Raw genomic sequence first — 25,686 nt, forward strand, 5'->3', positions numbered from 1 at the left:
GAATAGGCAAAGCTCACCAGCCACGTATAGTCAGGAAAGCTACCTAAGGGTTCTTACGTATTGCGGCGCGACGCCGCAGCCCCGCCACACGGGCCGTTGCAGCGTGCAAAAATGTCGCAGTCTTCAGACAGCTCAGGCTTTTGCGATGCGTGCGCTAACTGATTGGCTGTGCCACAGGACGCGGAGTTCGGTGGGGAATATGCGCATCAGCTTGGCGACCTCGCCTTGATCGACACGCTCCCAGATGACAGCGAAGACAGCGCGCACGGCAGGCTCCAGATTGTCGCGATGATCGGCATCAAGACCTCGTGCCACATGCTCCAGGAAATCGGTCACATGACGCTCATGGCTCGGCGCGACATTCAGCTTCCAGCCTTCGAAGAACAGGCCACGGATCAGCAGCGGTAACTGCGCCGAAAAGTGCACGGCGTTCTCCGCGCCGATGCGGTCGCGCAGGGCATGCAGAACGGCCTTCAGGACATGAAAGGCGTGATTCCGATCGCGTATGCCAAGTTGTCGCATCAGGGCGTTAAGCCACAGATGAACGTCTTCGACGCTCTTGTCGAGAATGGGCAGGTGGTCCTTGTTCATCCCACGTCTCCTTCGATTGAACCAATCATAAGGTCGTCGGACACGGTCGCTTTGATATAAATCAGCCGGTTCAGTCCAGCGTCGCGCGCTGCATGTGATCCGGAACAATGCAATTCCACCCCAGTTCCTCTTCAATCCTGTGCCGCAAGGCATCAGACGCCGTCGGCTCGCCATGGGTGACGAAGGTGAGTCTCGGTGGCCGCTTGAAGCCTTTCAGCCAGCGCATGATGCCGTCGGCGTCGGCATGGGCGGAAAGCATCGAAAGATTCTCGACCCGCGCCTTGACCGGATAGTAGGCGCCGTGGATCTTCACGCTCTCGACACCAGCGATCATGGCGGCACCTCGGGTGCCAGCTGCCTGGAAACCGGCGAACAGGATCGTGCTGTTGGGATCCGTAACATAGTGCTTGATGTGGTGCAGAACCCGGCCCCCGGTTGCCATGCCGCTTGCCGAGATGATGATCTTTGGCATCGGATCGGCAGTCAGCGCCTTAGACTCTTCGCGACCACGCACGATTCGGGCAATGTTGAAGGCGGCGCGGCATTCTGCGGCCGACAGGCGGTGATCCTCGGGATGTGCCGTGAGAAGTTCGGTAGCATCGGTCGCCATCGGGCTGTCGAGGAAAACCGGAACGTTGCCGAGTTGGCCCGCCTTGCGCAGCTGGCTGAGGTGATAAAGCAATGTCTGCGCCCGCCCGACTGCGAACGCCGGCACAACGATCGTACCGCCATGCTCGACCGTGCTCTTTACAATGCGCAACAGAGCGGCTTCCGGATCCAGCGTGTCGTGCTTGCGATTGCCATAGGTTGATTCGACGAACAGATAATCGGCCTCGCCGATCAGTTCGGGGTCGACCATCATCGGGTCCCCGAATTGGCCGAGATCGCCAGAGAAAACCAATTTCCGACCTTCGAAGTCGCATTCGACGATTGAGGCGCCGAGGATGTGTCCGCCGCGCCGCAAAGTGATGCTGACGTCGGGCGCTATCTCGCGCGTCTTGCCGAACGGAACCGAGATGATCTGCTCCAGCGACTTCGTCGCGTCCTCGGCCGTATAGAGCGGTAGCGCGGGGCTGTGCTTTGAAAATCGGTGCTTGTTGGCGAATTCTGCGTCGCGTTCCTGCAACATACCGCTATCCGGCAGGATAATGCCGCAGACTTCCTCGGTACCGTGCGAGGCATAGACCGGCCCGGTGAAGCCATCGCGCACCAGGGCAGGCAGATAGCCGGAATGGTCGAGATGGGCATGGGTCAGGATGACGGAGCTGATTGAATTGGGTGGCACCGGAAACTTGGCCCAATTGCGCAGTCGCAACTGCTTCAAGCCCTGGAACAGGCCGCAATCGACCAGAATGCGACGCCCAGCCGAGCTCAACAGGTACTTTGAGCCGGTTACGGTGCCAGCACCGCCGAGGAAGGTGACCTTGCGTGACATGTCGGTCCTGTCGGTATCAGGCGGTCAGCCGAAAGGCGGCCAGACTGCGGGATAGACGGTGTGATCCTTAACGCCCTTGATGCCCGGAACGTTCTCGGCAGCGACGCGCATCGCGGCGCGCTCTTCCTCCGAATTTACCTCCCCCCACAGATGGGCGATGCCCTGGCGCACGATGACATTGGCGGGTCGCCATGCCTTGTCGGCGAATTCGGCGACAAGCTTGGCGCGGATGGCGGCATCGCCGACCGGTGCTGCCGGTTCCGGCCTAGCCTCGATACTGGCGACCAGGGATTGCAGCAGGTTGGCGCGACTGACCATGCCGACCAGGCGATTTTCGCGCAGTACCGGCACCCGCTTGATACCGTGTGTCTCGAAAAGGTCGGCGACGGTGCGTAGCGGCGTGCTTTCGCTCACCGTTACGATTTCCGTGGTCATGATATCCTTGGCCTTGCGGCCATGGGATTTCACATATTCCGCAGCCAGCGTGCTGTTGCTGACGAATAACTCCGTCCAGGCCGAACGTTTCTTTTCCGTCCCGCTCTCGCAGCGGCGCAGCAGGTCGCCCTCAGTGATCAGGCCAACGACCGCACCGTTCGCGTCGACGATCGGCAGGGCACTGATGCGCGATTCCAGCATCAGCCGGCACAGATCGGGAATGGTTGTCTCAGGCGACACCGTTACGACGGCCGGGGTCATGACATCGATGGCGAGCATCGGAAACTCCTTCGCAATTGGGACTCTCGCGAGAGATATGAGGCACTTATTCTTATTAACGGATTGATATGGTTCGCACCATGTCAAACTCAAGACATGTCAATCTGATGACGCTAAAGCAGCGGCAGGCTGAGAGCAGTGAGAAGCACGGCGTTGAAGATCATCAGCAGCGCCAGCGGCACTTTAAGTCTGGCGCGGAACCGCGCGGTAGCAAAGCGGCTGCCGAATCCAATCGCCCAGGACAGCGGGAAGGTACCGGCGGCAAAGGCCAGCATGGCGAAGGCGGCGGCCAGCGGGTCCCCGGTTGCGGCGGCGGCGACCAACGCACCATAGAGCAGGCCGCAGGGCAGGAAGCCGAGCAGGATGCCGAGGACATACCCGTGCACGCCAGTCGGTTGATGCATCAGCGTGCCGGCCATGTTCCGCAGAGGCCGCAGCAGGCCAAGGAGGTGACCCGATGTCGCACCCGCAGGCGCCCGGGGCAGCGACCCGGCCGCGTTGGCGAAGCCGGCGGGGATAAGGTCAAGCTTCTGCAGGCCTTGCCACAGAAAGATGCCTGCAGCGACCCAAAGCAGGGCCGGCGCCAGCCAGCCGGCTGAGAGCAGCTGGGCGCCAGCCGTCACCGGCAAGGCGGCAACGGCGCCGAGCGCCATATAGGTCGTCGTCCGGCCGAGCTGATAGGGGATGAGGGCGCCACCCGCCAGCCGGCGCCAGATCTGGCCCATTTCCGGGGTCCGCAGGGCGGCACGCTCAAGTGATTGCGCGGCTACCAGCGGACCGCACATGCCGGCGCAATGGGTTAGGCTGCCGACCAGCCCGGCCAGGAGCATAGTGAGGATCAGCGACCCATTGCCCTCTACGACGATCAGGCAGTGCTCCCCCAATCCCTTGGCCAATTCCAACATCTACGATACCAATCCAGTGACTCAATCTGCATACTGACAATGTCACTCCACACCACCCATTACCAGTGTCGGCATTGACTTGGGTCAACCCGATAATTGATCTGGATCAACGCCGATTTGCCCCTGATCGTTAGTGTGCACTGCGGAAAGGGGCGATTCATTCGAGGTTAACCCAAATAGGCTTTCCTATTGGCAGCTCAGGCGAATCGACCGAGAGACGGGGCATGGCAAAATCCGACACATCGCGCGATCCGGAAGGTGCGCGCTACACTTCGATTATCGGGATCGACCTGGAACTGCCGGTCAATCAGGTGACCGTGGAACAGCCGTGGCGCTGGCTCCTCGCCGGTTGGCAGGATTTCAGCCGCGCTGGTGCGGTCAGTCTGTTCTTCGGCGTTGCCATTGCCCTCATCAGCGCGCTGTTGATCTTCGGCTTCTGGCAGAGCGATCTCAGGCCCTATGCCTTCCCACTCGCCGCCGGCTTTTTCTTCATCGCGCCCCTGTTGGGCGTTGCCTTCTATGACATCAGCCGCCGGCTGGAAAAGGGGCTGCCGCTCAACGTCGTTGATGTCGCCCTATCCTGGCGGCCGCATGCCGGTCAGCTCTTCACCATGGGCCTGATCATGATGTTCCTGCATCTCGCCTGGGAACGCATCGCCATGCTGATCTACGCTGCCTTCTTCAATATCGAGATGGCCAGCTGGGAGCATTTTGTCAGCGCCGTCCTGTTTTCGACGGACGGTATTCCTTTCCTCCTGGTCGGTACCGCCATGGGCGGCGTGCTGGCGGCCGTGGCCTTCGCCATCGGCGTCGTCGCCTTTCCCATGTTGATGGAACGCGACTGCGGCACTTTGCGGGCTATCACGACGTCGATTTGCGCGACATTAGTCAACTGGCGCGTTCTTATCGGGTGGGGTGCCCTGATCGTTCTGTTCACGGCCGCGGGCATCGCCACCTTCTGTATTGGCCTCATCGTGACCATGCCCCTCATCGGGCATGCTAGTTGGCACGCGTATCGGGATTTGGTGGAGACGGGAAATGAATGAAAACACAATTACGGGGCAGTCAACTGATGCCGAGCATGCTGGCGCTGGGGCCGGTGCGATCGCCATCATCCTCCTCAGCTCTATTGCCTTGCTGGGGGTCTTTCTGTTTGCACGGGCGGTCACCGGAGGCTTCCAGCTGTTTGCCGGATTGCTGTCGGTCTTCGCGCTCCTGATGCTGTTCCGCGTCATATCTTTGCTGTACCCGTCACAGCATTGAAATCTGAAGGAAACTCACATGGCACTCACTCGGGCAGACGTCATGCCATCCTATAATGAAAAGATCGTGCGCATGTTCACGATCGCCTCGATGTTCTGGGGTGTGGTGGGCTTCCTGGTCGGCGTCGTCATCGCCTTCCAGCTGGCCTTTCCGGCCCTCAATCTTGGCCTCGAATGGACCTCTTTCGGGCGCCTGCGGCCCCTGCACACGTCGGCGGTGATCTTCGCCTTCGGTGGCAACGTCCTGCTGGCGACCAGCCTCTATGTGGTACAGCGCACCTGCCGTGCAGCACTCTTCGGCGGACCGCTGCTGGCCGAGTTCCTGTTCTGGGGCTATCAGTTGTTCATCGTCCTCGCGGCGAGCGGCTATGTGCTCGGTATTACCGAAAGCATGGAATATGCCGAGCCCGAGTGGTATGTCGATCTGTGGCTGACGGTAGTGTGGGTCGTCTATCTGCTGGTTTTCCTCGGCACGCTGATGAAGCGCAAGGAACCGCATATCTACGTCGCCAACTGGTTCTATCTCGCTTTCATCGTCACCGTGGCCATGCTGCATGTCGTGCGCAACCTGGCGGTCCCGGTTTCCTTCCTTGGCACCAAGAGCTATTCGCTCTTCCCGGGTGTCCAGGATGCCATGCTGCAGTGGTGGTACGGCCATAACGCGGTGGGCTTCTTCCTCACCGCCGGCTTCCTCGGCATCATGTACTATTTCGTTCCGAAGCAGGCGAACCGGCCAGTCTATTCCTATCGCCTCTCGATCGTGCATTTCTGGTCGCTGATCTTCCTCTATATCTGGGCGGGTCCGCACCACCTCCACTACACAGCGCTGCCTGACTGGACGCAGTCACTCGGCATGGTCTTCTCGGTCATGCTGTGGATGCCCAGCTGGGGTGGCATGATCAACGGCCTGATGACGCTCTCGGGCGCCTGGGACAAACTCCGGACCGATCCGATCCTGCGCTTCCTGGTGACCTCGGTCGGCTTCTACGGCATGTCGACCTTCGAAGGCCCGGTCATGTCGATCAAGGCGGTCAACTCATTGAGCCACTATACTGACTGGACAATCGGTCACGTCCATTCCGGTGCCTTGGGCTGGGTCGCCTTCGTCAGCTTCGGCGCCATGTACTATCTGGTTCCGGCTTTGTGGAAGCGCCAGCGCCTCTACAGCCTGCGTCTGGTCGAATGGCACTTCTGGATCGCCACCTTCGGCATCGTTCTCTATATCGTTTCGATGTGGATCTCGGGGATCATGCAAGGGCTGATGTGGCGTGCCTACGATAGCCTCGGCTTCCTGCAATATTCCTTCGTCGAAACGGTTGCTGCGATGCACCCCTACTATGTGGTGCGTGGCTTCGGCGGCGTCCTCTTCCTGATCGGTGCTCTTATCATGACCTACAACCTGATCCGGACGATGCGTGGTGACATTCGGCAAGAACGCGCCATCGGCAGCACCGCTGCCGTCCCGGCTCGGGCCTGAAACGGAAAGAACTTGTCATGATCAAACACGAAAAGTTCGAAACCAATTCCATCATCCTGCTGGTCGGCATCCTACTTACGGTTGCCATCGGCGGTTTAGTGGAGATCGTGCCGCTCTTTACCATCGGCGAGACCATCGAAAAGGTCGAAGGGGTGCGCCCTTTGAGCCCGCTCGAACTCACCGGGCGTAACATCTACATCTCGGAAGGCTGCTACAACTGCCACAGTCAGCAGATCCGGCCGTTCCGCGATGAGGTCGAGCGCTATGGCCATTACAGCCTGGCGGCGGAGAGCATCTACGATCATCCGTTCCAGTGGGGTTCAAAGCGTACCGGCCCTGACTTGGCGCGTGTCGGCGGCAAATACTCCAATGACTGGCAGGCGGCGCATCTCATTGATCCCCGCTCGGTGGTTCCGGAATCGATCATGCCGACCTACGCGCATCTGGCCGAGCAGGAAGTGGACGCCAAGGATATCGGAGCAGACTTGAAGACGCTCGCGATCGTCGGCGTGCCCTATTCCGAGGAGATGATCAAGGAAGCGACCGCCGACATGATCGCCCAGGCAACGCCGGACGCGGATACAGCCGCCTTGCTGCAGCGGTATCCGAAGGCGATCGTCGGTGATCTTGACGGCAATCCGGCCAAGATCACGAAGATGGATGCGCTGATTGCCTATCTGCAATCGCTCGGTCGCATGGTGGACTTTACCACCTACCGTCCTGAGCTCGGCACCAATGCCGGAGGGACTCAGCCATGAGCATGCATGAACTTTCAACCGCTGCCCGTGAATTGTGGGTGGTGTGGCTGCTGATCATCTTTGGCGCCATCGTTTTCCACGCTTATCGCAAGCGGAACAAGGATCATTTCGCCGATTGCGCCCAGATTCCCTTTCGTGAAGATGCTGAGGAGATGAACAATCATGGCTGAAGTCGAACGCGATCTCGCCACGGGCGTTCAAACGACCGGACACGAGTGGGACGGAATCAAGGAACTCAACAATCCGCTGCCACGCTGGTGGTTGCTGGTGCTCTATGCCTGCGTCATCTACGGCCTGGGTTATACGGTCTTCTATCCGGCTTGGCCCAGCCTCAGCGGCTACACCAAGGGCCTGCTTGCCTACAACTCGCATGCCGATTTCTATACGGAAACGGCTGCTGCGGCGGAAGCCAAGAAGCAATACACCGACCGCATCGCGGCGCTCGGCGTTGCCGATATTGCCAAAGATCCGCAGCTGCTCGAATTCTCCCTGGCCGGCGGTCAGGCGGTGTTCAACGAGAACTGCGCGCAGTGCCATGGTGTCGGCGGCCAGGGCCAGAAGGGCTATCCGGTCCTTGCTGACGACAATTGGCTGTGGGGCGGTCAGTTGGCCGATATCGAGCAGACGGTCCGCCACGGCATTCGGTCGGAAGACCCGGATGCCCGCCAGTCGCAGATGCCGCGTTTTGGCGCCGACGCCGTTCTGGAACCTGCGGCCATCAATGACGTCGCGGAATATGTCGTCTCGCTGAGTGGTGGCGAGGCGGATGCGGCGGCAAAGGAGCGCGGTGCCAAGGTATTCGCTGAGAACTGCGTTGCCTGCCATGGCGAAAATGCGGCCGGCAACAAGGATCTGGGCGCGCCGTCGCTCACCAACAACATCTGGCAGTTTACCGGCGACCGTGCCGGCTTCGTGGCGCAGATCACCTCGCCGCGACATGGTGTCATGCCGGCCTGGCAAGGTCGCCTCAATGACGACCTGATCAAGATGGTTACCGTCTACGTGCATAGCCTGGGTGGTGGTCAGTAAGACCACCCGGGCTCAGTTGGATCAAAAGTGCAATGACCGTTCAGGATGCCCAGAAGGAAGTACGACCAAAGAGTCTCTATGCGGAACATGAGAAGATCTATCCGCAACGTGTCTTTGGCCGCTTCCGCCTGATCAAGTGGGTCGCACTCGGCGTCCTGCTCGGTCTCTACTACGTGATGCCCTGGCTGCGGTGGGACCGCGGTCAGGGCGTCCCCGACCAGGCGCTGCTGATCGATTTGCCCGGACGCCGGGCATACTTCTTCTGGATCGAGATATGGCCTCAGGAAGTCTATTACCTGGCCGGCCTGCTCATGCTGGGCGCCTTCGGGCTCTTCCTCGCCACCGCACTGCTTGGGCGGGTCTGGTGCGGCTTCACTTGCCCACAGACCGTGTGGACTGATCTCTTCCTATTTGTCGAACGTTGGATTGAAGGCGATCGCAACAAGCGCATGAAGCTCGACAAGGAGCCGATGAGCTTGCGGAAGGCTTGGCTTAAAATCGCCAAGCATGCCATCTGGCTGCTGATTGCGCTGCTGACGGGCGGTGCCTGGGCGATGTACTTCTCCGACGCGCCGACTTTGGTACGCGAATTTGTAACTGGGCAGGCCACAGCTACCCAATACGGCTTCATCGCCCTCTTCACGGGCACGACCTATTTGCTGGCCGGCTGGGCGCGCGAGCAGGTCTGTATCTATATGTGCCCGTGGCCCCGCTTCCAATCGGCCATGTTCGACGAGCGCACCATGCTCGTGACCTATGAAGAATGGCGCGGTGAGCCTCGCGGCAAGGTAAAGGCCTTGACCAGCGATGGCCAGAAGCTCGGCGATTGCGTCGATTGCGGTCTTTGCCACCACGTCTGCCCGACTGGCGTCGATATCCGCCTCGGCCAGCAACTGGCCTGCATCGGCTGCGGCCTCTGCATAGATGCCTGCAATGGCATCATGGCCAAGGTTGGGCGTCCGGCGGAACTTATTACCTACGATTCGCTCTACAATCAGGCACAGCGAGCGACGGGACTGCCTGCCAAGCACCGCTTCATCCGCCCGCGCACGATGCTATATGCCGTGATCATCGCGATCATTGCCACTGTGATGGTCGTAACGCTGAGTCTTCGTTCGCGGCTTGATGTCTCGCTGCAGGCCGATCGGTCACCACTGTTTGTGCGTCTCAGCAATGGCGACATCCAGAACGGCTATACGATCAAGATCCTGAACATGATCCGCCTTCCGGCCGAATACAGCATCACCGTGAGCGGCGTCGACAACCTGCGCATCAAGGTCATTGGCGACGACGATACGACCGTTTCCGTCCCGGGCGATTCCGTCGGCACCTTCCGTCTGCTTCTACAGGCGCCGGCAAAGGCCTTGAAGGACGACTCAACGTCGATCAAAGTGATGATTGAAGATCAAACAACCCATGGGACCAGCAGTCATGATGCCGTCTTCCGTGGCCCAGCCAAGTAATTCCCGGCCGACTGTTCACAGGCGCGCCCTGTGGATTCCTGGGCTGTTTGTGCTGGGCTTCCTCATTGTCATCGCGGTCAACGGCGTCTTAATCTTCACGGCGGTCTCCAGCTTCAGCGGCCTGGAAACAGACGGTGCCTATGAAAAGGGCTTGCGCTACAATCAGGCTCTCGCCGCTGCGGCCGCCAATGCCAATACAGGCTGGCATGCCACGCCGACTGTCTCGACCGCCACCGATGGCGAACGTCAGCTTGAAATCGCCGTAGCCGACCGCAACGGTGCGCCGGTGACGGAGTTGAAGGTAGAAGCCTATCTGGTGCGCCCGACCAATGCGGGCATGGACGAAGCAATCGCTCTCGCCGATCTGGGCAATGGTCGCTACAGCGCGGCTTTCACCCCCAGGGCCCTGGGCAATTGGGAATTGCGCCTCCAGGCGCGCCGTGGCGATGTCACCTGGCAGCAGACCCAGCGGATCTTCCTGCAATGAGTCTTCCGGCCGTCCAATCGGGGCCGGCAGCGGGGAAATGCCGGCATTGCGGCGGCGAGGTCATCGGCGAACAGGCCTATTGCTGCAGCGGCTGTGAAGCGGCGCATCATCTCATCGGCAAGATGGGGCTCGGTGCCTATTATCAACGGCGCATCATTGATGCGGCGCAGCGCAAGCCGCGCCCAGAGGACCTGGTGCATGTCGGTGATCTCGGCGCCTGGGTGCGCAACATCGACGAGAAGACCGCCGAACTCACCTTGATGGTAGACGGCTTGCATTGTGGCGCCTGCGTCTGGCTGATCGAACAATATCTGCTGCAGCAATCCGGCGTAATCAGCGCCCGCGTCTCGCTGACAACCCATCGCCTGTCGGTGCGCTGGGAAAAAGGCAGATGCCAGCCTGAAGCCCTCGTTGAAGGCGTGCAAGCGCTGGGCTATCGGCTGGTGCCGCTCGATCCAGCCTGTCTTTCCAGCAAGGACGAGGCCGGGGTGAAGGCGCTGCTGCGCTGTCTCGCCGTTGCCGGCTTCGCTGCCGGCAACATCATGCTGCTCTCGGTATCAGTCTGGCTCGGTGCCGATGCGGCGACGCGCGATCTGTTGCATTGGGTTTCGGCGATGATTGCGATTCCGGCGGTTGCCTATGCCGGCCGGCCGTTCTTTGCCTCGGCCTGGTCCGCCTTGCGTGCCGGGCGCACCAATATGGATGTGCCGATCTCGCTCGCCGTCATCCTGGCGCCCTCGCTCAGCCTGTTTGAAACTTTCACCGGCGGCCAACACGCTTATTTCGATTCCGCTGTCACACTGCTCTTCTTTCTGCTCATCGGTCGGTTTCTTGATCATCGCGCGCGGCGGACGGCACGGGCGACGGCGGAACAATTACTGGCGCTCAATGCCGAGGCCGCGACCGTCATCGATGCCGACGGCAGTCTGCGCGACGTACAGCCTCGGCAATTGCTGGCCGGACAGCGGGTCATGGTGGTTGCTGGTGCCCGCATCCCGGCTGACGGCAAAGTGCTGACGGGCAACAGTCGCGTCGATCAGCAGGTCATCTCCGGCGAGTCGATGCCGGTCGATGTCGTGCTGGGCAGCGAAGTCTTTGCCGGCACGCTCAATATCGAGGCACCGCTGACCATCCTGGTCGAAAAGGTCGGCGAATCCACCTTGCTGGCAGATATCATCCGCCTGATGGAAGCCGCCGAAGCGCGGCGCGGCCGCTTCGTCCGCATTGCCGAACGGGTTGCGCGCTATTATTCGCCCGTTGTTCATTTGACGGCGCTCGTCACCTTCCTCGCCTGGGTCTTTGTCTTTGGCATGGCGTGGCAGGATGCCATGCTGATCGCCATTGCCGTCCTCATCATCACCTGTCCTTGTGCTCTCGCGCTGGCCGTGCCGGCGGTGCAGGTCGTGGCCAGCCAGCGCCTGCTCAAGGCTGGAACGTTGCTCAAGGCGCCGGATGCGCTCGAGCGCCTGCGTCAGGTGGATCATATTCTGCTCGACAAGACCGGCACGCTGACGGTCGGCCGCCCGACCCTGCAGCGTTGCAGCGATCCCGCAAAGCTCGCTAAGGCGGCCTCCATCGCCGGCAGCAGTCGCCATCCGCTGGCGGCTTCCCTGCGGCGGGCGGCTGGCCTGGTAATGACATTGGACGGTGTCCGCGAAGTTCCCGGCCAGGGCCTTGAATGGCAGGGGCCGGACGGCACTTGGCGCCTGGGCAGCACGCGCTTCACCGGACAAAGCGATTCAGGTGCGGCCGTCTTGACCCTCTATTTGCGCGACCCCTCGGGGCAGACGACGTCGTTCGAATTTGCCGATCCGCTGCGCTCGGACGCTGCCGCGACCGTGGAGGAACTGAAGAAAATCGGTCCGGTTGAGATCTGGTCGGGTGACCGGGCAGCGACGGTCGCCGAATGTGCGCATCTGGTCGGCATCGAGCATTGGCATGCCCAACAATTGCCGACCGACAAGGTGCGGCGGCTCGAAGAACTGCGGCAAGCCGGCAAGCATGTGCTGATGATTGGCGACGGCATTAACGATGCCCCGGCCTTGCGCGCGGCTGCCGTTTCCATGGCGCCGGCCAGCGGCGCGGAAATCGCGCAGAATGCCGCTGATCTGGTCTTCCAGGGTGACCGTTTGGCGCCCGTCATGGGCGCCATCCGCACTGCCCGGGTGGCGGATCGCTTGGTTCGCCAGAATCTATTGATTTCGCTCAGTTATAACCTTGCTGCGGTGCCGCTTGCAATTTTCGGGCTCGTGACCCCCTTGATCGCGGCCGTCGCGATGTCCAGTTCTTCGATTGTCGTCGTTCTCAATGCGCTGCGCGTTGGTCGGGTCAAATAGCATGACAGTCATCCTTTTTCTGATCCCGATGGCGTTGTTCCTAGGCGGCCTGGGGCTTGCAGCCTTCCTCTGGGCTATGCGGTCGGGCCAGTTCGATGACCTCGATGGTGCGGCGCAGCGCATCCTGTTCGATGACGAACCGGCCCCCTTCCAGGCCGAGTCCGGCCCGGAACAGACCCGCTGACGGCCGGCTGATTTGCGGCCAAGCGTCCCATGTTTCTGACCTAAATCAATATCGGCGCCAATCGACCCCGATAGGATTACCAACGCGGACCGCCAGATTGAGCGGGTCGGGCGTTGGAGCGGGTATGAATAAGGGCCTGATTTTGGCAGTGGTGACGGGAGCGGCGTCCGATATCGACGTGCTCGAGACCGCGCTGGCGCTTTCTCGGATCCATGAAAGCCATATCGAGGTCCTGCATCCCCGGCTGGATCCCTACCGCGTCCTTGCCGGCTTCATTGATGGCGTTAACAGTCTCGGTACCTCGGATATCGTCAACGGCATCACGCAAGATATCGCCCGGCGTCATCAGTTAGCGCACAACGCGTTCAATGCCTGGGTCGCGCGCCGTGGCATGCGCTTAGGCGCCGAGTTGGGCAGGGGCAAGGCCGGCGTTCCCAGTGCGTCTTGGCGCCAATATGAAGGCACCTATGAAGGGGCCATGACCCAGTATGGCAGGCTCGCCGATTTCCTCGTCGTGGCCCAGCCGGGCAGCGGCGGCCGCGGTACCCAGGATGCGGTTGTCGAAGCGGCAATCTTCGATACGGGCCGGCCGGTCTTGTGCGTGCCGGCGGGCGTTCGCCATGTTGACCCCAAGAGCGTCGCCATCATGTGGAATGGCAGCTTGGAGGCCGCTCGTGCGGTGGGCGATGCGATGCCGCTTCTTGCCGCCTGCGGCAGTGCCGTGGTGGTGACGGCAGGCCAAAGCGAAGGCGCCGATCCAACCGATCTCGTCGAACGCCTCGTTGTGCGAGGCATTGAGGCGCGCACGAAGCGGGTGAATTCCCCTCAGGACTTGACTCCTGCAGCTCTGGTCGACGTTCTGGAGGAAGGTGATTTCAGTCTCGTCGTCATGGGCGGCTATGGTCACTGTCGTTTGCGGGAGATGATCCTCGGCAGCTTCACGCGTCAGATGCTGGCAGAGGCAAAAATTCCCGTCCTTCTCGCTCATTGAGACCGCTCTCGCAACCACCTCGCCCGCTTTAATAACGCTGTCCGCCGGCTCTGCTTTCTCTCAGCAGGCTCCGGTTCTCACTGTCGACGACGCCATGCCGAAAGGGCCTAGTGTCTCCTTCACGCAGGCCGATCTCGACGCCTTACAGCAGAATGACGTTTCGAAAGAAACACCCTGGCACGATGGTGTGTCGACATTCGCAGGGCGCAAGCTGAGGGTTCTTCTCGACGCCGCCGGCGCCTCCGGCAAGATGATTACGGCCCATGCCCTGAGTGATTATTCGGCCAATTCGCCGGTCGAGGATGCTGAAAATTTCGGCGTTATCCTTGCCACCCGTGTGACCGCAGAGCTTCTGCCCATTCGCGACAAGGGGCCGATTTTTGTAATCTATCCTTACGACAGCGATCCCACTTTGCAGCATGACGTCTACTGCACACGCTCCGTCTGGCAGGGCGCCATTGATCGACGAAATGATGGTAAAAGTGGCGAAGTTGACTCGGAACGCCTCAGCGGCATGCGTAATCTGCTGGTCGCACAGCAAAGATTGGAGCAGACCAATCTGCTGTTTCAACTCGTCATGTTGAGTGCCTTCGTCGGCGTTGCCTTACGGTCTGTATCGGCTTGATCGTCAGAGGGGGCGCTTGGAGGTGGCAGGTGCTGAACTGCATAGCGATTTCACGAACTGGGTCGATCGTTCCCTCAATGCCTTTTCCGCTAACTCGTCGCTGCTTGAGGTTGAAATCGCTGAGACCCCTGCCGTCCTAGACATGGAGTCGGCCGCTGACATTGGAGGATATCAAGCGCTTCATCCGCACCTAAGGACGCTGGCCGCGAAGTGCACAGACGTGACGGCCTCAGCATTTGGAGCCAGCGGAATCAGTCCAGTCTCGACCTTCCCGGCGAGATTGAAGGCATCGGTGATGTTGCTGACCGGCTCAGCGCAGAAGTAGGGCTGGATGCCATGTGTTCTCTCTAGCTCTTGCGTCGTCGCATCCGGCACGTAAAGCACCAGCTGGAGAAGTTCCGGTCCGGCCGTCAGGGTGAGCGAGGTGGCGCTCTCCGGCCAATCGATGACCGCTTCGCCGGCAAACCCGGTAAAGACGTTGTCGACTATGATGTCATTCAGGGCGAGTCCGCGGTTGAGGTCAAATGTGGCCGGTACCGGTACATGCCGCGTCGGCATCACTTCCGCATCCGTTTCCCAGAATCCACTCACACCGGCTCGCAACCGGCAGCGCGGTGAGCGCGGGAAAAAGGGATGCAGTCCGAAACCCAGCGGCATCGGCCGCTCACCGAGATTTTGCGCGCGCAGGGTGACGCTGAGGCCGCTGTCGTCCAGCGCGAAATGCTGCTCCGCCCGGTAGGCGAATGGCCAGCTGCCGTCAGTCGCCGAATCATGGGTGAAGGAGAGCGTCGCTGACTGATCATCTTGCGCTGCTACCGTCCAGGCGCGCTGCCAGCCATGACCATGTTCGACATGCGGCCCGCCGGTATTGCGTGGCAGGAAGATCTCACGTCCGTCAAAACTGAAATGACCATGGCGAACGCGGTTGGAAAAGGGAAAGAGCGGAAAGCAGCCGGCTGCTTCGCTGCTTGTCGCCCCCGCCGGCATCGGCCGCAGCAGGTCGACGTGCTGCCCATTCAGGTGCAGCCAGGTGAAGCGGCTGATCGAGCCGCCAAGAGCGGGCGCAAGCGACAGCGCATAATGCGCCGCGCGCAGATTGACCAAATTCATGCGACGCGGCGCAACGCCCAGGCATCGGCCCCGTCGATGCCGCCCATATGGCGCGACAGCTGGTCGGCATGGCGCATGAGTGTTGCGGCTAGCTGCTCCTGCTTGTCCTCCGATGAGTTCTGCTTCAGTCCGGTAACGCTGATGGCGCCCACCGCATTGCCGGTGCGGTCGAACACGCAAGTGCCGATGCAGACGACGCCCTCGGTATCCTCTTCGTCGTCGATTGCGTAGCCGTGTGCGACCACGCGGTCCAGGTCGTCCTGGATTGCCGGCATGGTAGTAAGCGTATGCGGCGTCCGTCGTGGCAGGCCGACATTGCGCAGGATGGTGAGGGCCTGCGCACGCGGCATGGCCGCCAGCATTGCCTTGCCGACGGCAGAGCTGTGCGGCAATTCACGCCGGCCGAGTGCCGCGTCGAAGCGGACGGCGCCCGGCGCATCGGCGCGGCCGACCACGACGGCGTAGCCTTCGTCGAGAATGGCAACGCGACTGGTCAGGCCCAGCTCGCGCGTCAGCGCTCGCAGGATCGGCATGGCCATGTCGGCGAGCGCGATATTGGCGATGGCGAGATCGCCAAAGCGCGCCAGGGACATGCCTAGGCGATAGCGCTTGGTCGGACCTTCGCCCAGGGCCGAAATGAAGCCGCGCGACAGATAAGTCTGCAGGATGGCGTAAGTCGCGGCCTTGGAGAGGCCGAGACCGAGAGCGAGATCGGTCAGCCGGCCGCCATCGCGTCCGGCCTTGGCCAGCAATTCAAGGAGGTCGAGTGCGCGCCCGAGACTTTGAACCCGATAGCGTTCGTCCGGCTTTGTCTCCACCGCGGTCGGATTGACTTCCTGCATTGGCTAGCCTTACAGTCATTGTCATGCGAAACAAGGTTTCGTGATACCAAACAATACACGAGATCGCAAGCAGCGATCCGGCAGGCGAGGCGGGAGATCTGAATGGCCAAGTGGCCGCGTAAGCTGCGTTCGGCGGAATGGTTCGGCGGGCAGGGCAAGAATGCCTTCATGCACCGCTCCTGGATGAAGAATGAGGGGCTCCCGGCGGATGTTTTCGACGGCCGCCCGGTGATCGGCATCTGCAACACCTTTTCTGAGCTCACCCCGTGCAACGCCCATCTGCGTACGCTCGCCGAGCATGTTAAGCGAGGTGTCTACGAGGCAGGCGGCCTGCCGCTCGAGTTCCCGGTGATGTCGCTGGGCGAATCCAATCTGCGCCCGACAGCGATGATGTTCCGCAACCTCGCCAGCATGGATGTCGAGGAATCGATCCGCGGCAATCCGATGGACGGCGTCATCCTGCTGGTCGGCTGCGACAAGACCACACCAGCCTTGTTGATGGGTGCTGCGTCCTGCGATCTCCCTACCATCGCCGTTTCCGGCGGTCCCATGCTCAACGGCAACTTCCGCGGTGCCCCGGTCGGGTCCGGGACCCATGTCTGGAAGGTTTTCGAGGATGTAAAGGCCGGCCGCATCTCGATCGAGGATTTCCTGGCGGCAGAACAAGGTCAGAGCCGCTCGGCCGGTTCCTGCATGACCATGGGGACGGCATCCACCATGGCCAGCATGGTTGAGGCACTGGGCATCGGCTTGCCTGACAATGCCGCCATTCCGGCCGTCGATGCCAGGCGTCATGTGCTGGCGCATCTCGCTGGCCGCCGTATCGTCGATCTGGTGAAAGAGGATGTGCCGATGTCGCAGATCCTCACTCGTCAGGCGTTCGAGAATGCGATCCGCGTCAACGGCGCCATCGGCGGCTCGACCAATGCCGTCATCCATCTCATCGCCGTGGCCGGCCGCCTCGGTGTCGATCTGGGGCTCGACGATTGGGACAAGTTCGGCCGCGGCGTTCCAACCATCGTCGACCTGATGCCTTCGGGCCGCTTCCTGATGGAGGAGTTCTATTACGCAGGCGGCCTCAAGGCCGTGATGCGGGCGCTCGGCGAGGCCGGCATGCTGCATCTCGACGCGCCGTCTGTCGCCGGTGGCACCATGCGCGACATCATCAAGGATGCGCCCAACTACAACAAGGAAGTGATTCGCGACCTTTCCAACCCATTGACTCCAGAAGGTGGCATCGCGGTTCTCCGTGGCAACCTCGCCCCCAGTGGCGCGGTGATCAAGCCGTCGGCGGCGACGCCGGCCCTAATGCAGCATAAGGGCCGCGCGGTGGTATTCGAAACGATCGAAGACTATCACGCCCGTGTCGACGATCCGACACTCGACATCGATGAAAACTGCGTCATGGTGTTGAAGAATTGCGGTCCCCGCGGCTATCCCGGCATGGCCGAGGTCGGCAACATGCCGCTCCCGGCCAAGCTGCTGAAGAAGGGTGTCACCGACATGGTGCGCATCTCAGATGCGCGCATGAGCGGTACGGCCTATGGCACCGTCGTCCTGCATACGGCGCCTGAGGCGGCGCTAGGCGGCCCGCTGGCTCTGGTGCGCAACGGCGACATGATCGAACTCGATGTGGCCGGACGTCGCCTGCATCTAGACGTGTCGGATGCCGAGCTTGACCGGCGCAGATCTGAATGGACGGCGCCCGTGCCCACCGGTACTGCAACCGCCGGCGGCTATGCCAAGCTCTTTGTCGATCACGTTCTGCAGGCCGACCGTGGCTGCGACTTCGATTTTCTCGTCGGCCAGCGCGGCGCTGCCGTGCCCCGTCAATCTCACTAAGGTCTCGTTATGAACGGCTTGATCGATCAACCAGCCATCTTCCCCAGCCTTAAGGGCAAGGTGGTCTTTGTCACCGGCGGCGGCAGCGGTATCGGCGAAAGCATCGTGACGCATCTTTGCCAGCAAGGCGCCAAAGTTACCTTTGTCGACTTGGCCGAAGCTGCGTCCAGGGCGGTCTGTGAGCGCATCGCGAAGGACGGGTACGCCAAGCCGGACTTCATCCAATGCGATCTACGCAATATCGAAGGCTTGCGTGCGGCCATCGCAGCGACGGCCGCCAAGCATGGACCGATCCGCGCTCTCGTCAACAATGCCGGCAATGATGACCGCCATCGCAGCGAAGACGTAACACCGGACTATTGGGATGACCGCATGGCGGTCAATGTACGCCACCAGTTCTTCGCGGCGCAGGCAGTGCGGCCGATGATGCGCGATGCCGGCGGAGGATCAATCGTCAATTTCGGCTCTATCACTTGGCTGGTGGGCGATGGCGACTGCCCGGGCTACGTCACATCGAAAGCTGCCATAACCGGCATGACTCGGGCGCTGGCGCGCGAATTCGGGCCCGAACGCATCCGGGTCAATTGCGTCCTGCCCGGGTGGGTCATGACCGAGCGGCAGATGAAGCTGTGGCTCGACGAGGCCGGCGAGCGGCAGATTGACGAGCGTCAATGCCTCAAGGACCGACTTTTTCCGGCTGATATCGCGCGCATGGTGCTGTTCCTTGCCGCCGATGACAGCCGCATGTGCTCATCCCAGAATTTCATTGTCGACGGTGGCTGGGTCTGACGGCCTGGCCAGAAACGAGGTAGATCACCATGCGTCTCATTCAATATTTCCAGGGCGGCCATCGTCACGTGGGCGTCGTGCAACCCGACGGTAACCATGCGCGCGAGATCGGCAAGGTCTCCAGCGTGTTCGAGATCGCCAATCTCGCTATCGCGAGGAAGATCGGCATCGAGGCCCTTGTGAATGAGCTCGTCACCGACCGCCTGATCGATTATGCCGACCTTCTCGCCAAGCGTCAGGTCATGGCGCCGATCGAGCATCCGGAACCGGCACGCTTCTTTATTACCGGTACGGGCCTCACCCATATCGGCTCGGCCTCGGCTCGTAACAGGATGCATATCGCCACCCATGGCGACGGCGCCCCTGAATCCGATTCCATGAAGATCTTCCGCATGGGGCTCGATGGCGGCAAGCCGGAAGCAGGCAAGATTGGAATTCAACCGGAATGGTTCTACAAAGGCGTGGGCACCTGCGTGCTGGCCCCGGAGGAACCCATTCCGCTCCCGGCCTTTGCTTTGGCCGGCGCCGAGGAGGCAGAAATTGTCGGCCTCTATTTGGTCGGCCCCGACGGCCAGCCCTATCGCATCGGCTATGCCCTCGGCAACGAATTCTCGGACCATATCACCGAGGCGCAGAACTACCTCTATACCCAGCATTCAAAGCTGCGCGCTTGTTCGATCGGGCCGGAAATCCTGATCGGCGAGCTGCCGCAGGACGTGCGTGGCAAGTCTCGCATCCGGCGCGGTGATCAGATCCTATGGGAGGAGGATTTCCTCTCCGGTGAAAAGAACATGTCGCATTCCATCGCTAATCTCGAGCATTATCATTTCCGGTATCCGATGTTCCGGCGGCCGGGTGACCTGCATGCATATTTCTTCGGGGCGGCGGTCATGAGCTATGCTTCGGGCATCAAGACCCAACCGGGGGATGTTTTTGAGATCGAGGCGGAGGTTTTTGGCAAGACGCTTCGTAACCAGATGGTTGCGGTGCCGGACGAAGGTCTGGTGACGGTGAAGGTACTGTAACGACATCACAATTGAATGATGCGGTCGAACAATAAACAAGGAGGTTCAACATGTTTGGGAAACTGGTGAAGCGCGGGTTGCCGGTCATGGCCGGAATCTGCGTGTTGATGGGTACCGGCCTGATCGCCACGCATGCGGCCGACGCCAAGGAACTGCGCGTCCTCGCCTGGCAAGGTTATGCCGACGACGACTGGGTCAAGGAATTCGAAAAGAAGACCGGTGCCGATGTCAGCGTCGTCTTCATCGGCACAGATGACGAGATCTGGGCCAAGATCAAGGGCTCCGAGGGCAAGGATTTCGACCTCTTCGCCGTCAATACGGCGCAGCTCCAGCGCTACATCGATGCCGGCCTTACGACGCCGATCGATCTCGACAAGGTGCCGAACCAGAAATCGCAGCTGCCGATCTTCAATGACCTCACCAAGGTCAAAGGCGTCATGCGTGATGGCAAGGTGCACGCCATTCCGTTCTGCTTCGACTCTATCGGCCTCATCTACGACACCGACAAGGTGAAGCCGGCGCCGACTTCCATGGACGTACTGTGGGATCCGCAATACAAGGGCAAGGTGCTGGCCTATGACAATGGCGAGCACAACTTCTCCTTCACGGCGCTCACCCTCGGCATCGAAGACCCCTTCCATCTCAGTGCCGAGCAGATGGACCAGATCAAGAAGAAGTTGGTCGACTTAAAGGGCAATGTGCTGAGCTTCTACAGCACCGCTGACGAAGCACTGCAGATCTACCAGAGCAATGACGTGGCGCTCATCTGGGCCAATTACGGCCAGCAGCAGGTCAAGGCCATGCAGGATGCGGGCGCTCATATCGCCTATGTCAACCCGAAGGAAGGTGCTCTTGCCTGGCTCGATACCTGGGCGCTGAGCAGCGGTGTCGAGGACAAGGAGCTGGCGGAGGAGTGGATTGACTTCCTCTTGCAGAAGCAGATCGGCGAGCAGCTGACCAAGCGTACTGGCTTCGGCAATACCGTGGCTCCGTCGGCCAATGCCGGCGCCGACGACAAGCTGATCTACCTCGAATCGGTCGAGGATCCGACCAAGCGAGCCGATCTCTGGAATGAGATCAAGGCCGCGCAGTAAGCTAGGACCAGGTCGTTCGGCCGACGAAGCGCAAGGTCGTTTCGTCGGCCGCACTCTTGCCGGCGACCATACCAAACTGGATGAAGATGAGTACCGAGCGCTTGCTGCTGGAACTGAAGGCGGTTTCAAAGAATTTCGGTCCGACCACGGTGTTGGAGCAGATCGATCTTGCCGTCCGCGACGGCGAGTTCATTACCATCCTTGGTCCCTCCGGCTCCGGTAAGACCACGATCCTGCGCATGATCGGCGGTTTTGAGACGCCGAGCAGCGGTCAGATCCTGCTCGATGGCGGCGATATCAGCGGGCTGCCGATCAACAAGCGACCCTTCAACACGGTTTTCCAGGACTATGCGCTGTTTCCGCACATGACGGTCGCCGCCAATGTCGGCTATGGGCTCAAGGTCCGCGGCGTCAAGAATGCAGAGGTCGAAGGTAGGGTGGGCGAGGCGTTGGAACTTGTGCAGTTGCGCGAATTCGCGCATCGCTACCCGGCGCAGTTGTCCGGCGGCCAGCGGCAGCGCGTGGCCTTGGCCCGCGCCATCATCTGCCGGCCGCGCCTGATCCTGCTCGACGAGCCTCTGGCAGCGCTCGACGTCGAGTTGCGGCGCCAGATGCAGCTTTTCCTCAAGGACATCCAGCGCGAAATCAAGACGACCTTCCTATTCGTCACCCATGATCAGGAAGAAGCGATCGCCATGGCCGACCGCATTTGCGTCATGAATGGGGGGCGAATCCAGCAACTGGGCAGCGCCCATGAAGTCTATTACAGACCGGCCAGCGAATTCGTTGCGCGCTTCTTCGGCGACAACAATCTGATAGAAGGCCGGCTTGCCGACCTGACCGGTGATCGGCGCTGGGTCGAAACGCCGCTGGGCCGGATGCTCTGTGCTATTGACGGCCAGCCGGAACTCGCTGCAGCGCCCGCGGGGACACGCGCCCTTGCCGTCTTTCGCCCCGAAGCGTTGGCACTCAATCCCGCCGGGCCTGGCTACGACAACAGCGCCCACGGCATCGTCTCCAGCCTAAATTTCGCCGGCGCCCACACGCTGGCGACCTTTCGCGTCGGCGGGACCGGGCCTATGAGCCTGCGCCTGCGCCTGCCCAGCAAGGTCGAGGGTGTGGCACTCAGCGTTGGCGAGACGGCCAATCTGCATTGGCGGGCGGCCGATTGCCGCCTGGTGCTGATCTAGCATGCGTATCGCTGCCACATCGGGTGGGCGACCGGCACGCCATGTGCCGGCGCTGGTCGGCGTCTTCTTCTATCCCGTGGCCTTTATCCTCCTTCCGTTGGCGGCGTTTCTCGCCTACAGCTTCTTCTGGACCGAACACGGAGTGATGTCCTATGGCATCACCTTGGGCAACTATCAGCGCTTCTTCACTGATCCGATTTTTCTCCCGGTTTTGTGGCGGACCTGCATCCTCTGCCTCGAAGTATCGTTCCTCACTGTCTTTGCGGGCTATCCAGTGGCCTACTTTCTGGCCGGCCTCAGCGGGCGCAAGCGCTACATTCTGCTCATGCTCATGCTCGTGCCGCTGCTCATGAGCTATGTTATCAAGATTTACGCCATCCGCAGCATTCTTGGTGGCAATGGCGTGCTCAACCGCAGCTTGCTGTGGCTGGGGCTGATCGACGAACCGCTGACCTTCTTCGTCTTCAATCTCAATGCCGTCCTGCTGACGCTGACCGTCCTGCTCATTCCCTTCGCTGTGTTGCCGATATTTCTGTCGCTGGAGCGCATACCGCGCTCGCTGATCGATGCTTCGGCTGATCTCGGCGCCAGCGCGGCGCAGACCTTCCTGCGCGTCATCCTGCCTCTCAGCCTGCCCGGCGTCGTCTCCGCGCTCACATTCGTCTTCGTGCTCGCTATCGGCGACTTCCTGACGCCACAAATGGTTGGCGGGCAAAGCGGTTTCACCTTCGGGCGTATCATCTACAGCCAGTTCGGATCGGCCTTCAATTGGCCCTTCGGCGCGGCCCTCTCCGTTATCTTGGCCATCGTCGTCATCGGCGCCATCGCCATCGGTACCGTCTTCGGCCGCGACCGGAGCGTCGTGAAATGACAAGGGACTCACATGCCCAAGGCTGGCTCGCCGCTATCGCGGGACTGGTTTTCATACTGCTCTACGGACCGATCTTCGTGCCCATCCTCTCGTCCTTCTTCGCCCTGAAGCAGGGGGCTGTAGACTGGCAGCAGCCGACGATGGATGCCTATGTGGCGCTGGCCTCTAACGAGGGCATCCTGATCGCGCTACGCAACACAATTCTCGTCGGTGTCGCTGCGGTCGTCTGTTCGCTCATTCTCGGCATTGCCAGCGCGCTTTATTTCAACAGCGGCAAGTCGAAGGACCGCGCGCTGCTGCAGTTCATCATCTTCCTGCCATTTCTGATGCCGCCGATCATCACTGGCCTGGCACTCCTCATCTATTTCCGGGAAATCAATTTTGACCGCTCCCTGGTGACGGTCATCATCGGCCATACGGTCTTCGTTCTGGCGCTCGTCTATCGGACTCTCCTGGTTCGCCTGCAGTCCTTGAGCCGCAGCCTAGTCGAAGCTTCCTACGATCTGGGTGCCAGCGGCTGGCAGACCTTCCGCTTTGTTCTGTTGCCAAACCTCACCAGTGCCATGATCGGGGCGGGGATCCTGGCCTTCGCGCTGTCATTCGATGAGACCATGATCACACTATTGGTGACGGGGACCGACAACACCCTGCCGATCCGCCTCTGGGCTATGATGCGGCTCGGCTTCACGCCGGATATTAATGCACTGGTGGCCGTGATCCTGGGGTTCACCACGCTCCTTTGCCTCCTCGCCGCCCGCTATCTCATGCCGCGTGAGACGCCCTGACAGGGACTTCAATTCTATAGCGCGGGGTATGAAGCCGTCTAAACCGGATGGTGCTCACCGGAATCAATCTTCCAGCATGTGCCCCAGGGGTTGAAGGGCTTCGACCCGGTCGCAGATGATCTTGGTGATAGCCAGCATCGGTACCGCAAGGATCGCACCTGGCACTGCCCACATCCAATACCAGAACACCAGGGCCAGGATGACCCCGACTGGGTTGAGGGTAAATCGCCGGGCCAGCAGCATCGGTGTCACGATCTCCCCCTCGATCACATGAATGACGAGATAGAGCGCTGCCGGCAGCACAGCAATCCAATTGTTATCAAAGCTGATGAAACCGACCAGCAGGAAGATACCGATGCCGACCAAAGGTCCGAGGATAGGGACAAAATTAAGTGCCAAGGCGAGCACGCCCCAGAGCAGCGGATCGCTCATGCCGCAGAAATACATGGCGACAGCGACCATCGCGCCGACGACGATGTTCATCACGGCCACAGTTACCAGATAGGCCGAGACATCGTTCTCGATCTGCTGGCAAATATCAATGAGCTGACGCTTCTGGCGAAAAGTTGGCAGCAATTCGACCAGTCGCCGCAGGAAGGTATCTCCGGCGACCAGCAGGAAGAAGAGAACGAGTACGGTTGTGAACAGGCCGTCGGTGATGGCGCGCAACCCCTCGATCACAGCGCCGACTAGGTCAAAATGCTGGACGGCGACGGTCGTGCTTCCACCGTTGGTCGCCCGTTCCGCATGGCGGACCAGGCGCTGTACGAAGTCGATCGGTTCGCGCAGCAGGCTGAGGCGTTCCGTCAGCATACTGACTGCATCGGGCAATTTAGAGACCCAATCGCCAGCCGATTCACTGAGGGGAATCCAGGCAATCGTTGCCAGCGCCGCCAGAACGGAAATCGTGATCATTGCCGCGATGACGCGTGGCAGGTGCGCATTTAAGCACAGCCGATAGACGGGCTGCAGCAGCAGGCGCAACACAAAAGCAACAATGACAGGCAGCACCACTGCCCGCGCGACATAGAGGGCCTAAAGACCGGCGAGGATGGCGAGGCAGACCGTGGCGACTGCCACGACGTTGAGACGCGACTCATTAACCGGTCCGGCTTCGACGATTGGCCCATCGGGCGGCGTAGTCTGCGGCAACGGCGCGGCCTGGGGTGTGTTCATGGTCAGTTCGTCATTTGAAATTGTGCCGACATAAAACAACGATCTGTGACAAATGTTCCTGTACTTGCCCCGTGCCTTTCCTACGCTGCGGAACTCTGTCCGCTTTTCATCGTTGAGACTGCATCCGAATTCCCGACACACGGGTCGGAGGGAATGAATTCGTGCCTTATGACAGCGCTTTTGCGCTGTCCCGGCAGGTATAGAAGTTGGAGGCAGAATGACGAAAATTCGCGTAGCTGGAACTTTTGAGGATGCCACGCTGGATGTCCTGCGCATCCTCGGGGTGACCAATGCGGCCAAGGCCGCAAACCTTTCCCCTAAGACAATTAGGGACTATTCCGACCCTGACCGCGCCGGTCGCCCGACGCTAGCCAAGTCGGTTCTGCTGGACGCGGCCTGTTACGCAAAGGTCGGTCGCGCACCATTCCTGGAGGCCTATACCAAGCAGTTGGCGGAAGCGACCGAACAGACACCGCGCCCGGCAGGGGACGTCCTCTCTGAAGCGCTCGATCTGCCCGGGGCCATTGGCCGGTTGCTGGACGTGGTGCGGAAATCCCGCGCACCGGGGTCACCTTACGGCGTGAAGCTGTCACCCAACGAGGCGTCGGCCATCGTCAAGGAGATCAAGCAGCCGAGGCAGGAATTGGACGACCTCGAGTTCGCAGTAGTTTCCGCAACCAAGGCCAATGGCTAGGCCTGCCGCGC

Annotated in this window: 28 protein-coding genes; 20 read left to right on the plus strand and 8 right to left on the minus strand. The window is 60.8% G+C overall.

The window, feature by feature from the left end; all coding sequences use genetic code 11:
- Positions 1–132: 132 nt before the first annotated feature.
- From ACE3OA_RS02630 to ACE3OA_RS02645, 4 genes are all read right to left on the minus strand, one after another.
- The gene (locus ACE3OA_RS02630) at positions 133–591 is read right to left on the minus strand and encodes a DUF2267 domain-containing protein (RefSeq protein WP_374307553.1); all 459 of its coding nucleotides are present in this window, start codon (positions 589–591) and stop codon (positions 133–135) included.
- 70 nt (positions 592–661) lie between these two features.
- Positions 662–2,026, minus strand: coding sequence for an MBL fold metallo-hydrolase RNA specificity domain-containing protein (locus tag ACE3OA_RS02635; RefSeq protein ID WP_374307555.1), 1,365 nt, complete (start codon positions 2,024–2,026; stop codon positions 662–664).
- Positions 2,027–2,050: 24 nt separating this feature from the next.
- Positions 2,051–2,740: a CBS domain-containing protein gene (locus ACE3OA_RS02640; protein ID WP_374307558.1), complete on the minus strand. Its 690-nt coding sequence runs from the start codon at positions 2,738–2,740 to the stop codon at positions 2,051–2,053.
- 113 nt (positions 2,741–2,853) lie between these two features.
- A complete protein-coding gene (locus ACE3OA_RS02645; RefSeq protein ID WP_374307560.1) occupies positions 2,854–3,645 on the minus strand; it encodes a sulfite exporter TauE/SafE family protein in 792 nt (263 codons plus the stop codon).
- Between the two features lie 224 nt (positions 3,646–3,869).
- Here ACE3OA_RS02645 and ACE3OA_RS02650 point away from each other — a divergent pair, with 224 nt between their 5' ends.
- From ACE3OA_RS02650 to ACE3OA_RS02705, 12 genes are all read left to right on the plus strand, one after another.
- Entirely contained in the window at positions 3,870–4,691 is an 822-nt protein-coding gene (locus ACE3OA_RS02650) for a DUF2189 domain-containing protein (protein ID WP_374307562.1), read from the plus strand.
- Entirely contained in the window at positions 4,684–4,908 is a 225-nt protein-coding gene (locus tag ACE3OA_RS02655; RefSeq protein WP_374307564.1) for a hypothetical protein, read from the plus strand. The genes ACE3OA_RS02650 and ACE3OA_RS02655 overlap by 8 nt, the downstream gene beginning before the upstream one ends.
- Before the next feature lie 18 nt (positions 4,909–4,926).
- Positions 4,927–6,384: a cytochrome-c oxidase, cbb3-type subunit I gene (ccoN, locus tag ACE3OA_RS02660; protein WP_374307567.1), complete on the plus strand. Its 1,458-nt coding sequence runs from the start codon at positions 4,927–4,929 to the stop codon at positions 6,382–6,384.
- A gap of 17 nt (positions 6,385–6,401) precedes the next feature.
- Positions 6,402–7,142, plus strand: a complete 741-nt coding sequence (gene ccoO / locus ACE3OA_RS02665) for a cytochrome-c oxidase, cbb3-type subunit II (protein WP_374307572.1) — start codon at positions 6,402–6,404, stop codon at positions 7,140–7,142.
- A complete protein-coding gene (locus tag ACE3OA_RS02670) occupies positions 7,139–7,312 on the plus strand; it encodes a cbb3-type cytochrome oxidase subunit 3 (RefSeq protein WP_374307574.1) in 174 nt (57 codons plus the stop codon). The genes ccoO and ACE3OA_RS02670 overlap by 4 nt, the downstream gene beginning before the upstream one ends.
- Positions 7,305–8,171 (plus strand): cytochrome-c oxidase, cbb3-type subunit III, encoded by an 867-nt coding sequence (ccoP, locus tag ACE3OA_RS02675; RefSeq protein ID WP_374307576.1) that lies wholly within the window; start codon positions 7,305–7,307, stop codon positions 8,169–8,171. The genes ACE3OA_RS02670 and ccoP overlap by 8 nt, the downstream gene beginning before the upstream one ends.
- Positions 8,172–8,203: 32 nt before the next feature.
- Positions 8,204–9,634: a cytochrome c oxidase accessory protein CcoG gene (ccoG, locus tag ACE3OA_RS02680; protein ID WP_374307578.1), complete on the plus strand. Its 1,431-nt coding sequence runs from the start codon at positions 8,204–8,206 to the stop codon at positions 9,632–9,634.
- Positions 9,618–10,121, plus strand: coding sequence for a FixH family protein (locus ACE3OA_RS02685; protein ID WP_374307581.1), 504 nt, complete (start codon positions 9,618–9,620; stop codon positions 10,119–10,121). Before ccoG ends, ACE3OA_RS02685 begins: the two co-directional genes overlap by 17 nt.
- Positions 10,118–12,457, plus strand: a complete 2,340-nt coding sequence (locus ACE3OA_RS02690; RefSeq protein WP_374307583.1) for a heavy metal translocating P-type ATPase — start codon at positions 10,118–10,120, stop codon at positions 12,455–12,457. The genes ACE3OA_RS02685 and ACE3OA_RS02690 overlap by 4 nt, the downstream gene beginning before the upstream one ends.
- A 1-nt stretch (position 12,458) precedes the next feature.
- Entirely contained in the window at positions 12,459–12,641 is a 183-nt protein-coding gene (gene ccoS / locus ACE3OA_RS02695) for a cbb3-type cytochrome oxidase assembly protein CcoS (protein ID WP_374307585.1), read from the plus strand.
- A gap of 124 nt (positions 12,642–12,765) precedes the next feature.
- Positions 12,766–13,632 carry a universal stress protein gene (locus ACE3OA_RS02700; protein WP_374307587.1) on the plus strand — a complete coding sequence of 289 codons (867 nt, stop codon included), beginning with the start codon at positions 12,766–12,768 and terminating at the stop codon, positions 13,630–13,632.
- 94 nt (positions 13,633–13,726) lie between these two features.
- Positions 13,727–14,257, plus strand: a complete 531-nt coding sequence (locus tag ACE3OA_RS02705) for a hypothetical protein (RefSeq protein WP_374307589.1) — start codon at positions 13,727–13,729, stop codon at positions 14,255–14,257.
- A gap of 180 nt (positions 14,258–14,437) precedes the next feature.
- Here ACE3OA_RS02705 and ACE3OA_RS02710 read toward each other — a convergent pair whose 3' ends face one another.
- Positions 14,438–15,367, minus strand: a complete 930-nt coding sequence (locus tag ACE3OA_RS02710; RefSeq protein WP_374307591.1) for an aldose 1-epimerase — start codon at positions 15,365–15,367, stop codon at positions 14,438–14,440.
- Entirely contained in the window at positions 15,364–16,209 is an 846-nt protein-coding gene (locus ACE3OA_RS02715; protein ID WP_374307594.1) for an IclR family transcriptional regulator, read from the minus strand. The genes ACE3OA_RS02710 and ACE3OA_RS02715 overlap by 4 nt, the downstream gene beginning before the upstream one ends.
- Positions 16,210–16,311: 102 nt before the next feature.
- On the opposite strand from ACE3OA_RS02715, the gene ACE3OA_RS02720 reads away from it, so the two are divergent.
- The 7 genes from ACE3OA_RS02720 to ACE3OA_RS02750 all read left to right on the plus strand — a co-directional run bounded on the left by ACE3OA_RS02720 (position 16,312) and on the right by ACE3OA_RS02750 (position 23,805).
- Entirely contained in the window at positions 16,312–18,051 is a 1,740-nt protein-coding gene (locus ACE3OA_RS02720) for an IlvD/Edd family dehydratase (RefSeq protein WP_374307597.1), read from the plus strand.
- A gap of 9 nt (positions 18,052–18,060) precedes the next feature.
- Complete coding sequence (locus ACE3OA_RS02725; protein WP_374307600.1) at positions 18,061–18,840, plus strand: SDR family NAD(P)-dependent oxidoreductase; 780 nt, start codon at positions 18,061–18,063, stop codon at positions 18,838–18,840.
- A 29-nt stretch (positions 18,841–18,869) separates the two neighbouring features.
- Positions 18,870–19,865, plus strand: coding sequence for an AraD1 family protein (araD1, locus tag ACE3OA_RS02730; protein WP_374307603.1), 996 nt, complete (start codon positions 18,870–18,872; stop codon positions 19,863–19,865).
- Between the two features lie 50 nt (positions 19,866–19,915).
- Positions 19,916–20,959, plus strand: coding sequence for an ABC transporter substrate-binding protein (locus ACE3OA_RS02735; RefSeq protein WP_374307605.1), 1,044 nt, complete (start codon positions 19,916–19,918; stop codon positions 20,957–20,959).
- Between the two features lie 86 nt (positions 20,960–21,045).
- Positions 21,046–22,149 (plus strand): ABC transporter ATP-binding protein, encoded by a 1,104-nt coding sequence (locus tag ACE3OA_RS02740; protein WP_374307607.1) that lies wholly within the window; start codon positions 21,046–21,048, stop codon positions 22,147–22,149.
- A gap of 1 nt (position 22,150) precedes the next feature.
- A complete protein-coding gene (locus tag ACE3OA_RS02745; protein WP_374307609.1) occupies positions 22,151–23,020 on the plus strand; it encodes an ABC transporter permease in 870 nt (289 codons plus the stop codon).
- Positions 23,017–23,805: an ABC transporter permease gene (locus tag ACE3OA_RS02750; RefSeq protein ID WP_374307611.1), complete on the plus strand. Its 789-nt coding sequence runs from the start codon at positions 23,017–23,019 to the stop codon at positions 23,803–23,805. Before ACE3OA_RS02745 ends, ACE3OA_RS02750 begins: the two co-directional genes overlap by 4 nt.
- A gap of 63 nt (positions 23,806–23,868) precedes the next feature.
- Here ACE3OA_RS02750 and ACE3OA_RS02755 read toward each other — a convergent pair whose 3' ends face one another.
- Complete coding sequence (locus ACE3OA_RS02755; RefSeq protein WP_374307614.1) at positions 23,869–24,819, minus strand: AI-2E family transporter; 951 nt, start codon at positions 24,817–24,819, stop codon at positions 23,869–23,871.
- Positions 24,820–24,840: 21 nt separating this feature from the next.
- A complete protein-coding gene (locus ACE3OA_RS02760; protein ID WP_374307616.1) occupies positions 24,841–24,981 on the minus strand; it encodes a hypothetical protein in 141 nt (46 codons plus the stop codon).
- A gap of 217 nt (positions 24,982–25,198) precedes the next feature.
- Between ACE3OA_RS02760 and ACE3OA_RS02765 the strand changes: the two genes are divergently transcribed.
- Complete coding sequence (locus tag ACE3OA_RS02765; RefSeq protein WP_374307618.1) at positions 25,199–25,675, plus strand: hypothetical protein; 477 nt, start codon at positions 25,199–25,201, stop codon at positions 25,673–25,675.
- Positions 25,676–25,686 lie beyond the last annotated feature (11 nt).

Source organism: Dongia sp. (genome assembly GCF_041906375.1).
Lineage (GTDB): Bacteria > Pseudomonadota > Alphaproteobacteria > Dongiales > Dongiaceae > Dongia.

Bases quoted from the DNA above. Each gene is read 5' to 3' on its own strand.
- ACE3OA_RS02630 (WP_374307553.1), bottom strand. From the start codon at position 591: ATGAACAAGGACCACCTGCCCATTCTCGACAAGAGCGTCGAAGACGTT.
- ACE3OA_RS02635 (WP_374307555.1), bottom strand. From the start codon at position 2,026: ATGTCACGCAAGGTCACCTTCCTCGGCGGTGCTGGCACCGTAACCGGC.
- ACE3OA_RS02640 (WP_374307558.1), bottom strand. From the start codon at position 2,740: ATGCTCGCCATCGATGTCATGACCCCGGCCGTCGTAACGGTGTCGCCT.
- ACE3OA_RS02645 (WP_374307560.1), bottom strand. From the start codon at position 3,645: ATGTTGGAATTGGCCAAGGGATTGGGGGAGCACTGCCTGATCGTCGTA.
- ACE3OA_RS02650 (WP_374307562.1), top strand. From the start codon at position 3,870: ATGGCAAAATCCGACACATCGCGCGATCCGGAAGGTGCGCGCTACACT.
- ACE3OA_RS02655 (WP_374307564.1), top strand. From the start codon at position 4,684: ATGAATGAAAACACAATTACGGGGCAGTCAACTGATGCCGAGCATGCT.
- ccoN (WP_374307567.1), top strand. From the start codon at position 4,927: ATGGCACTCACTCGGGCAGACGTCATGCCATCCTATAATGAAAAGATC.
- ccoO (WP_374307572.1), top strand. From the start codon at position 6,402: ATGATCAAACACGAAAAGTTCGAAACCAATTCCATCATCCTGCTGGTC.
- ACE3OA_RS02670 (WP_374307574.1), top strand. From the start codon at position 7,139: ATGAGCATGCATGAACTTTCAACCGCTGCCCGTGAATTGTGGGTGGTG.
- ccoP (WP_374307576.1), top strand. From the start codon at position 7,305: ATGGCTGAAGTCGAACGCGATCTCGCCACGGGCGTTCAAACGACCGGA.
- ccoG (WP_374307578.1), top strand. From the start codon at position 8,204: ATGACCGTTCAGGATGCCCAGAAGGAAGTACGACCAAAGAGTCTCTAT.
- ACE3OA_RS02690 (WP_374307583.1), top strand. From the start codon at position 10,118: ATGAGTCTTCCGGCCGTCCAATCGGGGCCGGCAGCGGGGAAATGCCGG.
- ccoS (WP_374307585.1), top strand. From the start codon at position 12,459: ATGACAGTCATCCTTTTTCTGATCCCGATGGCGTTGTTCCTAGGCGGC.
- ACE3OA_RS02700 (WP_374307587.1), top strand. From the start codon at position 12,766: ATGAATAAGGGCCTGATTTTGGCAGTGGTGACGGGAGCGGCGTCCGAT.
- ACE3OA_RS02705 (WP_374307589.1), top strand. From the start codon at position 13,727: ATGCCGAAAGGGCCTAGTGTCTCCTTCACGCAGGCCGATCTCGACGCC.
- ACE3OA_RS02710 (WP_374307591.1), bottom strand. From the start codon at position 15,367: ATGAATTTGGTCAATCTGCGCGCGGCGCATTATGCGCTGTCGCTTGCG.
- ACE3OA_RS02715 (WP_374307594.1), bottom strand. From the start codon at position 16,209: ATGCAGGAAGTCAATCCGACCGCGGTGGAGACAAAGCCGGACGAACGC.
- ACE3OA_RS02720 (WP_374307597.1), top strand. From the start codon at position 16,312: ATGGCCAAGTGGCCGCGTAAGCTGCGTTCGGCGGAATGGTTCGGCGGG.
- ACE3OA_RS02725 (WP_374307600.1), top strand. From the start codon at position 18,061: ATGAACGGCTTGATCGATCAACCAGCCATCTTCCCCAGCCTTAAGGGC.
- araD1 (WP_374307603.1), top strand. From the start codon at position 18,870: ATGCGTCTCATTCAATATTTCCAGGGCGGCCATCGTCACGTGGGCGTC.
- ACE3OA_RS02735 (WP_374307605.1), top strand. From the start codon at position 19,916: ATGTTTGGGAAACTGGTGAAGCGCGGGTTGCCGGTCATGGCCGGAATC.
- ACE3OA_RS02740 (WP_374307607.1), top strand. From the start codon at position 21,046: ATGAGTACCGAGCGCTTGCTGCTGGAACTGAAGGCGGTTTCAAAGAAT.
- ACE3OA_RS02745 (WP_374307609.1), top strand. From the start codon at position 22,151: ATGCGTATCGCTGCCACATCGGGTGGGCGACCGGCACGCCATGTGCCG.
- ACE3OA_RS02750 (WP_374307611.1), top strand. From the start codon at position 23,017: ATGACAAGGGACTCACATGCCCAAGGCTGGCTCGCCGCTATCGCGGGA.
- ACE3OA_RS02760 (WP_374307616.1), bottom strand. From the start codon at position 24,981: ATGAACACACCCCAGGCCGCGCCGTTGCCGCAGACTACGCCGCCCGAT.
- ACE3OA_RS02765 (WP_374307618.1), top strand. From the start codon at position 25,199: ATGACGAAAATTCGCGTAGCTGGAACTTTTGAGGATGCCACGCTGGAT.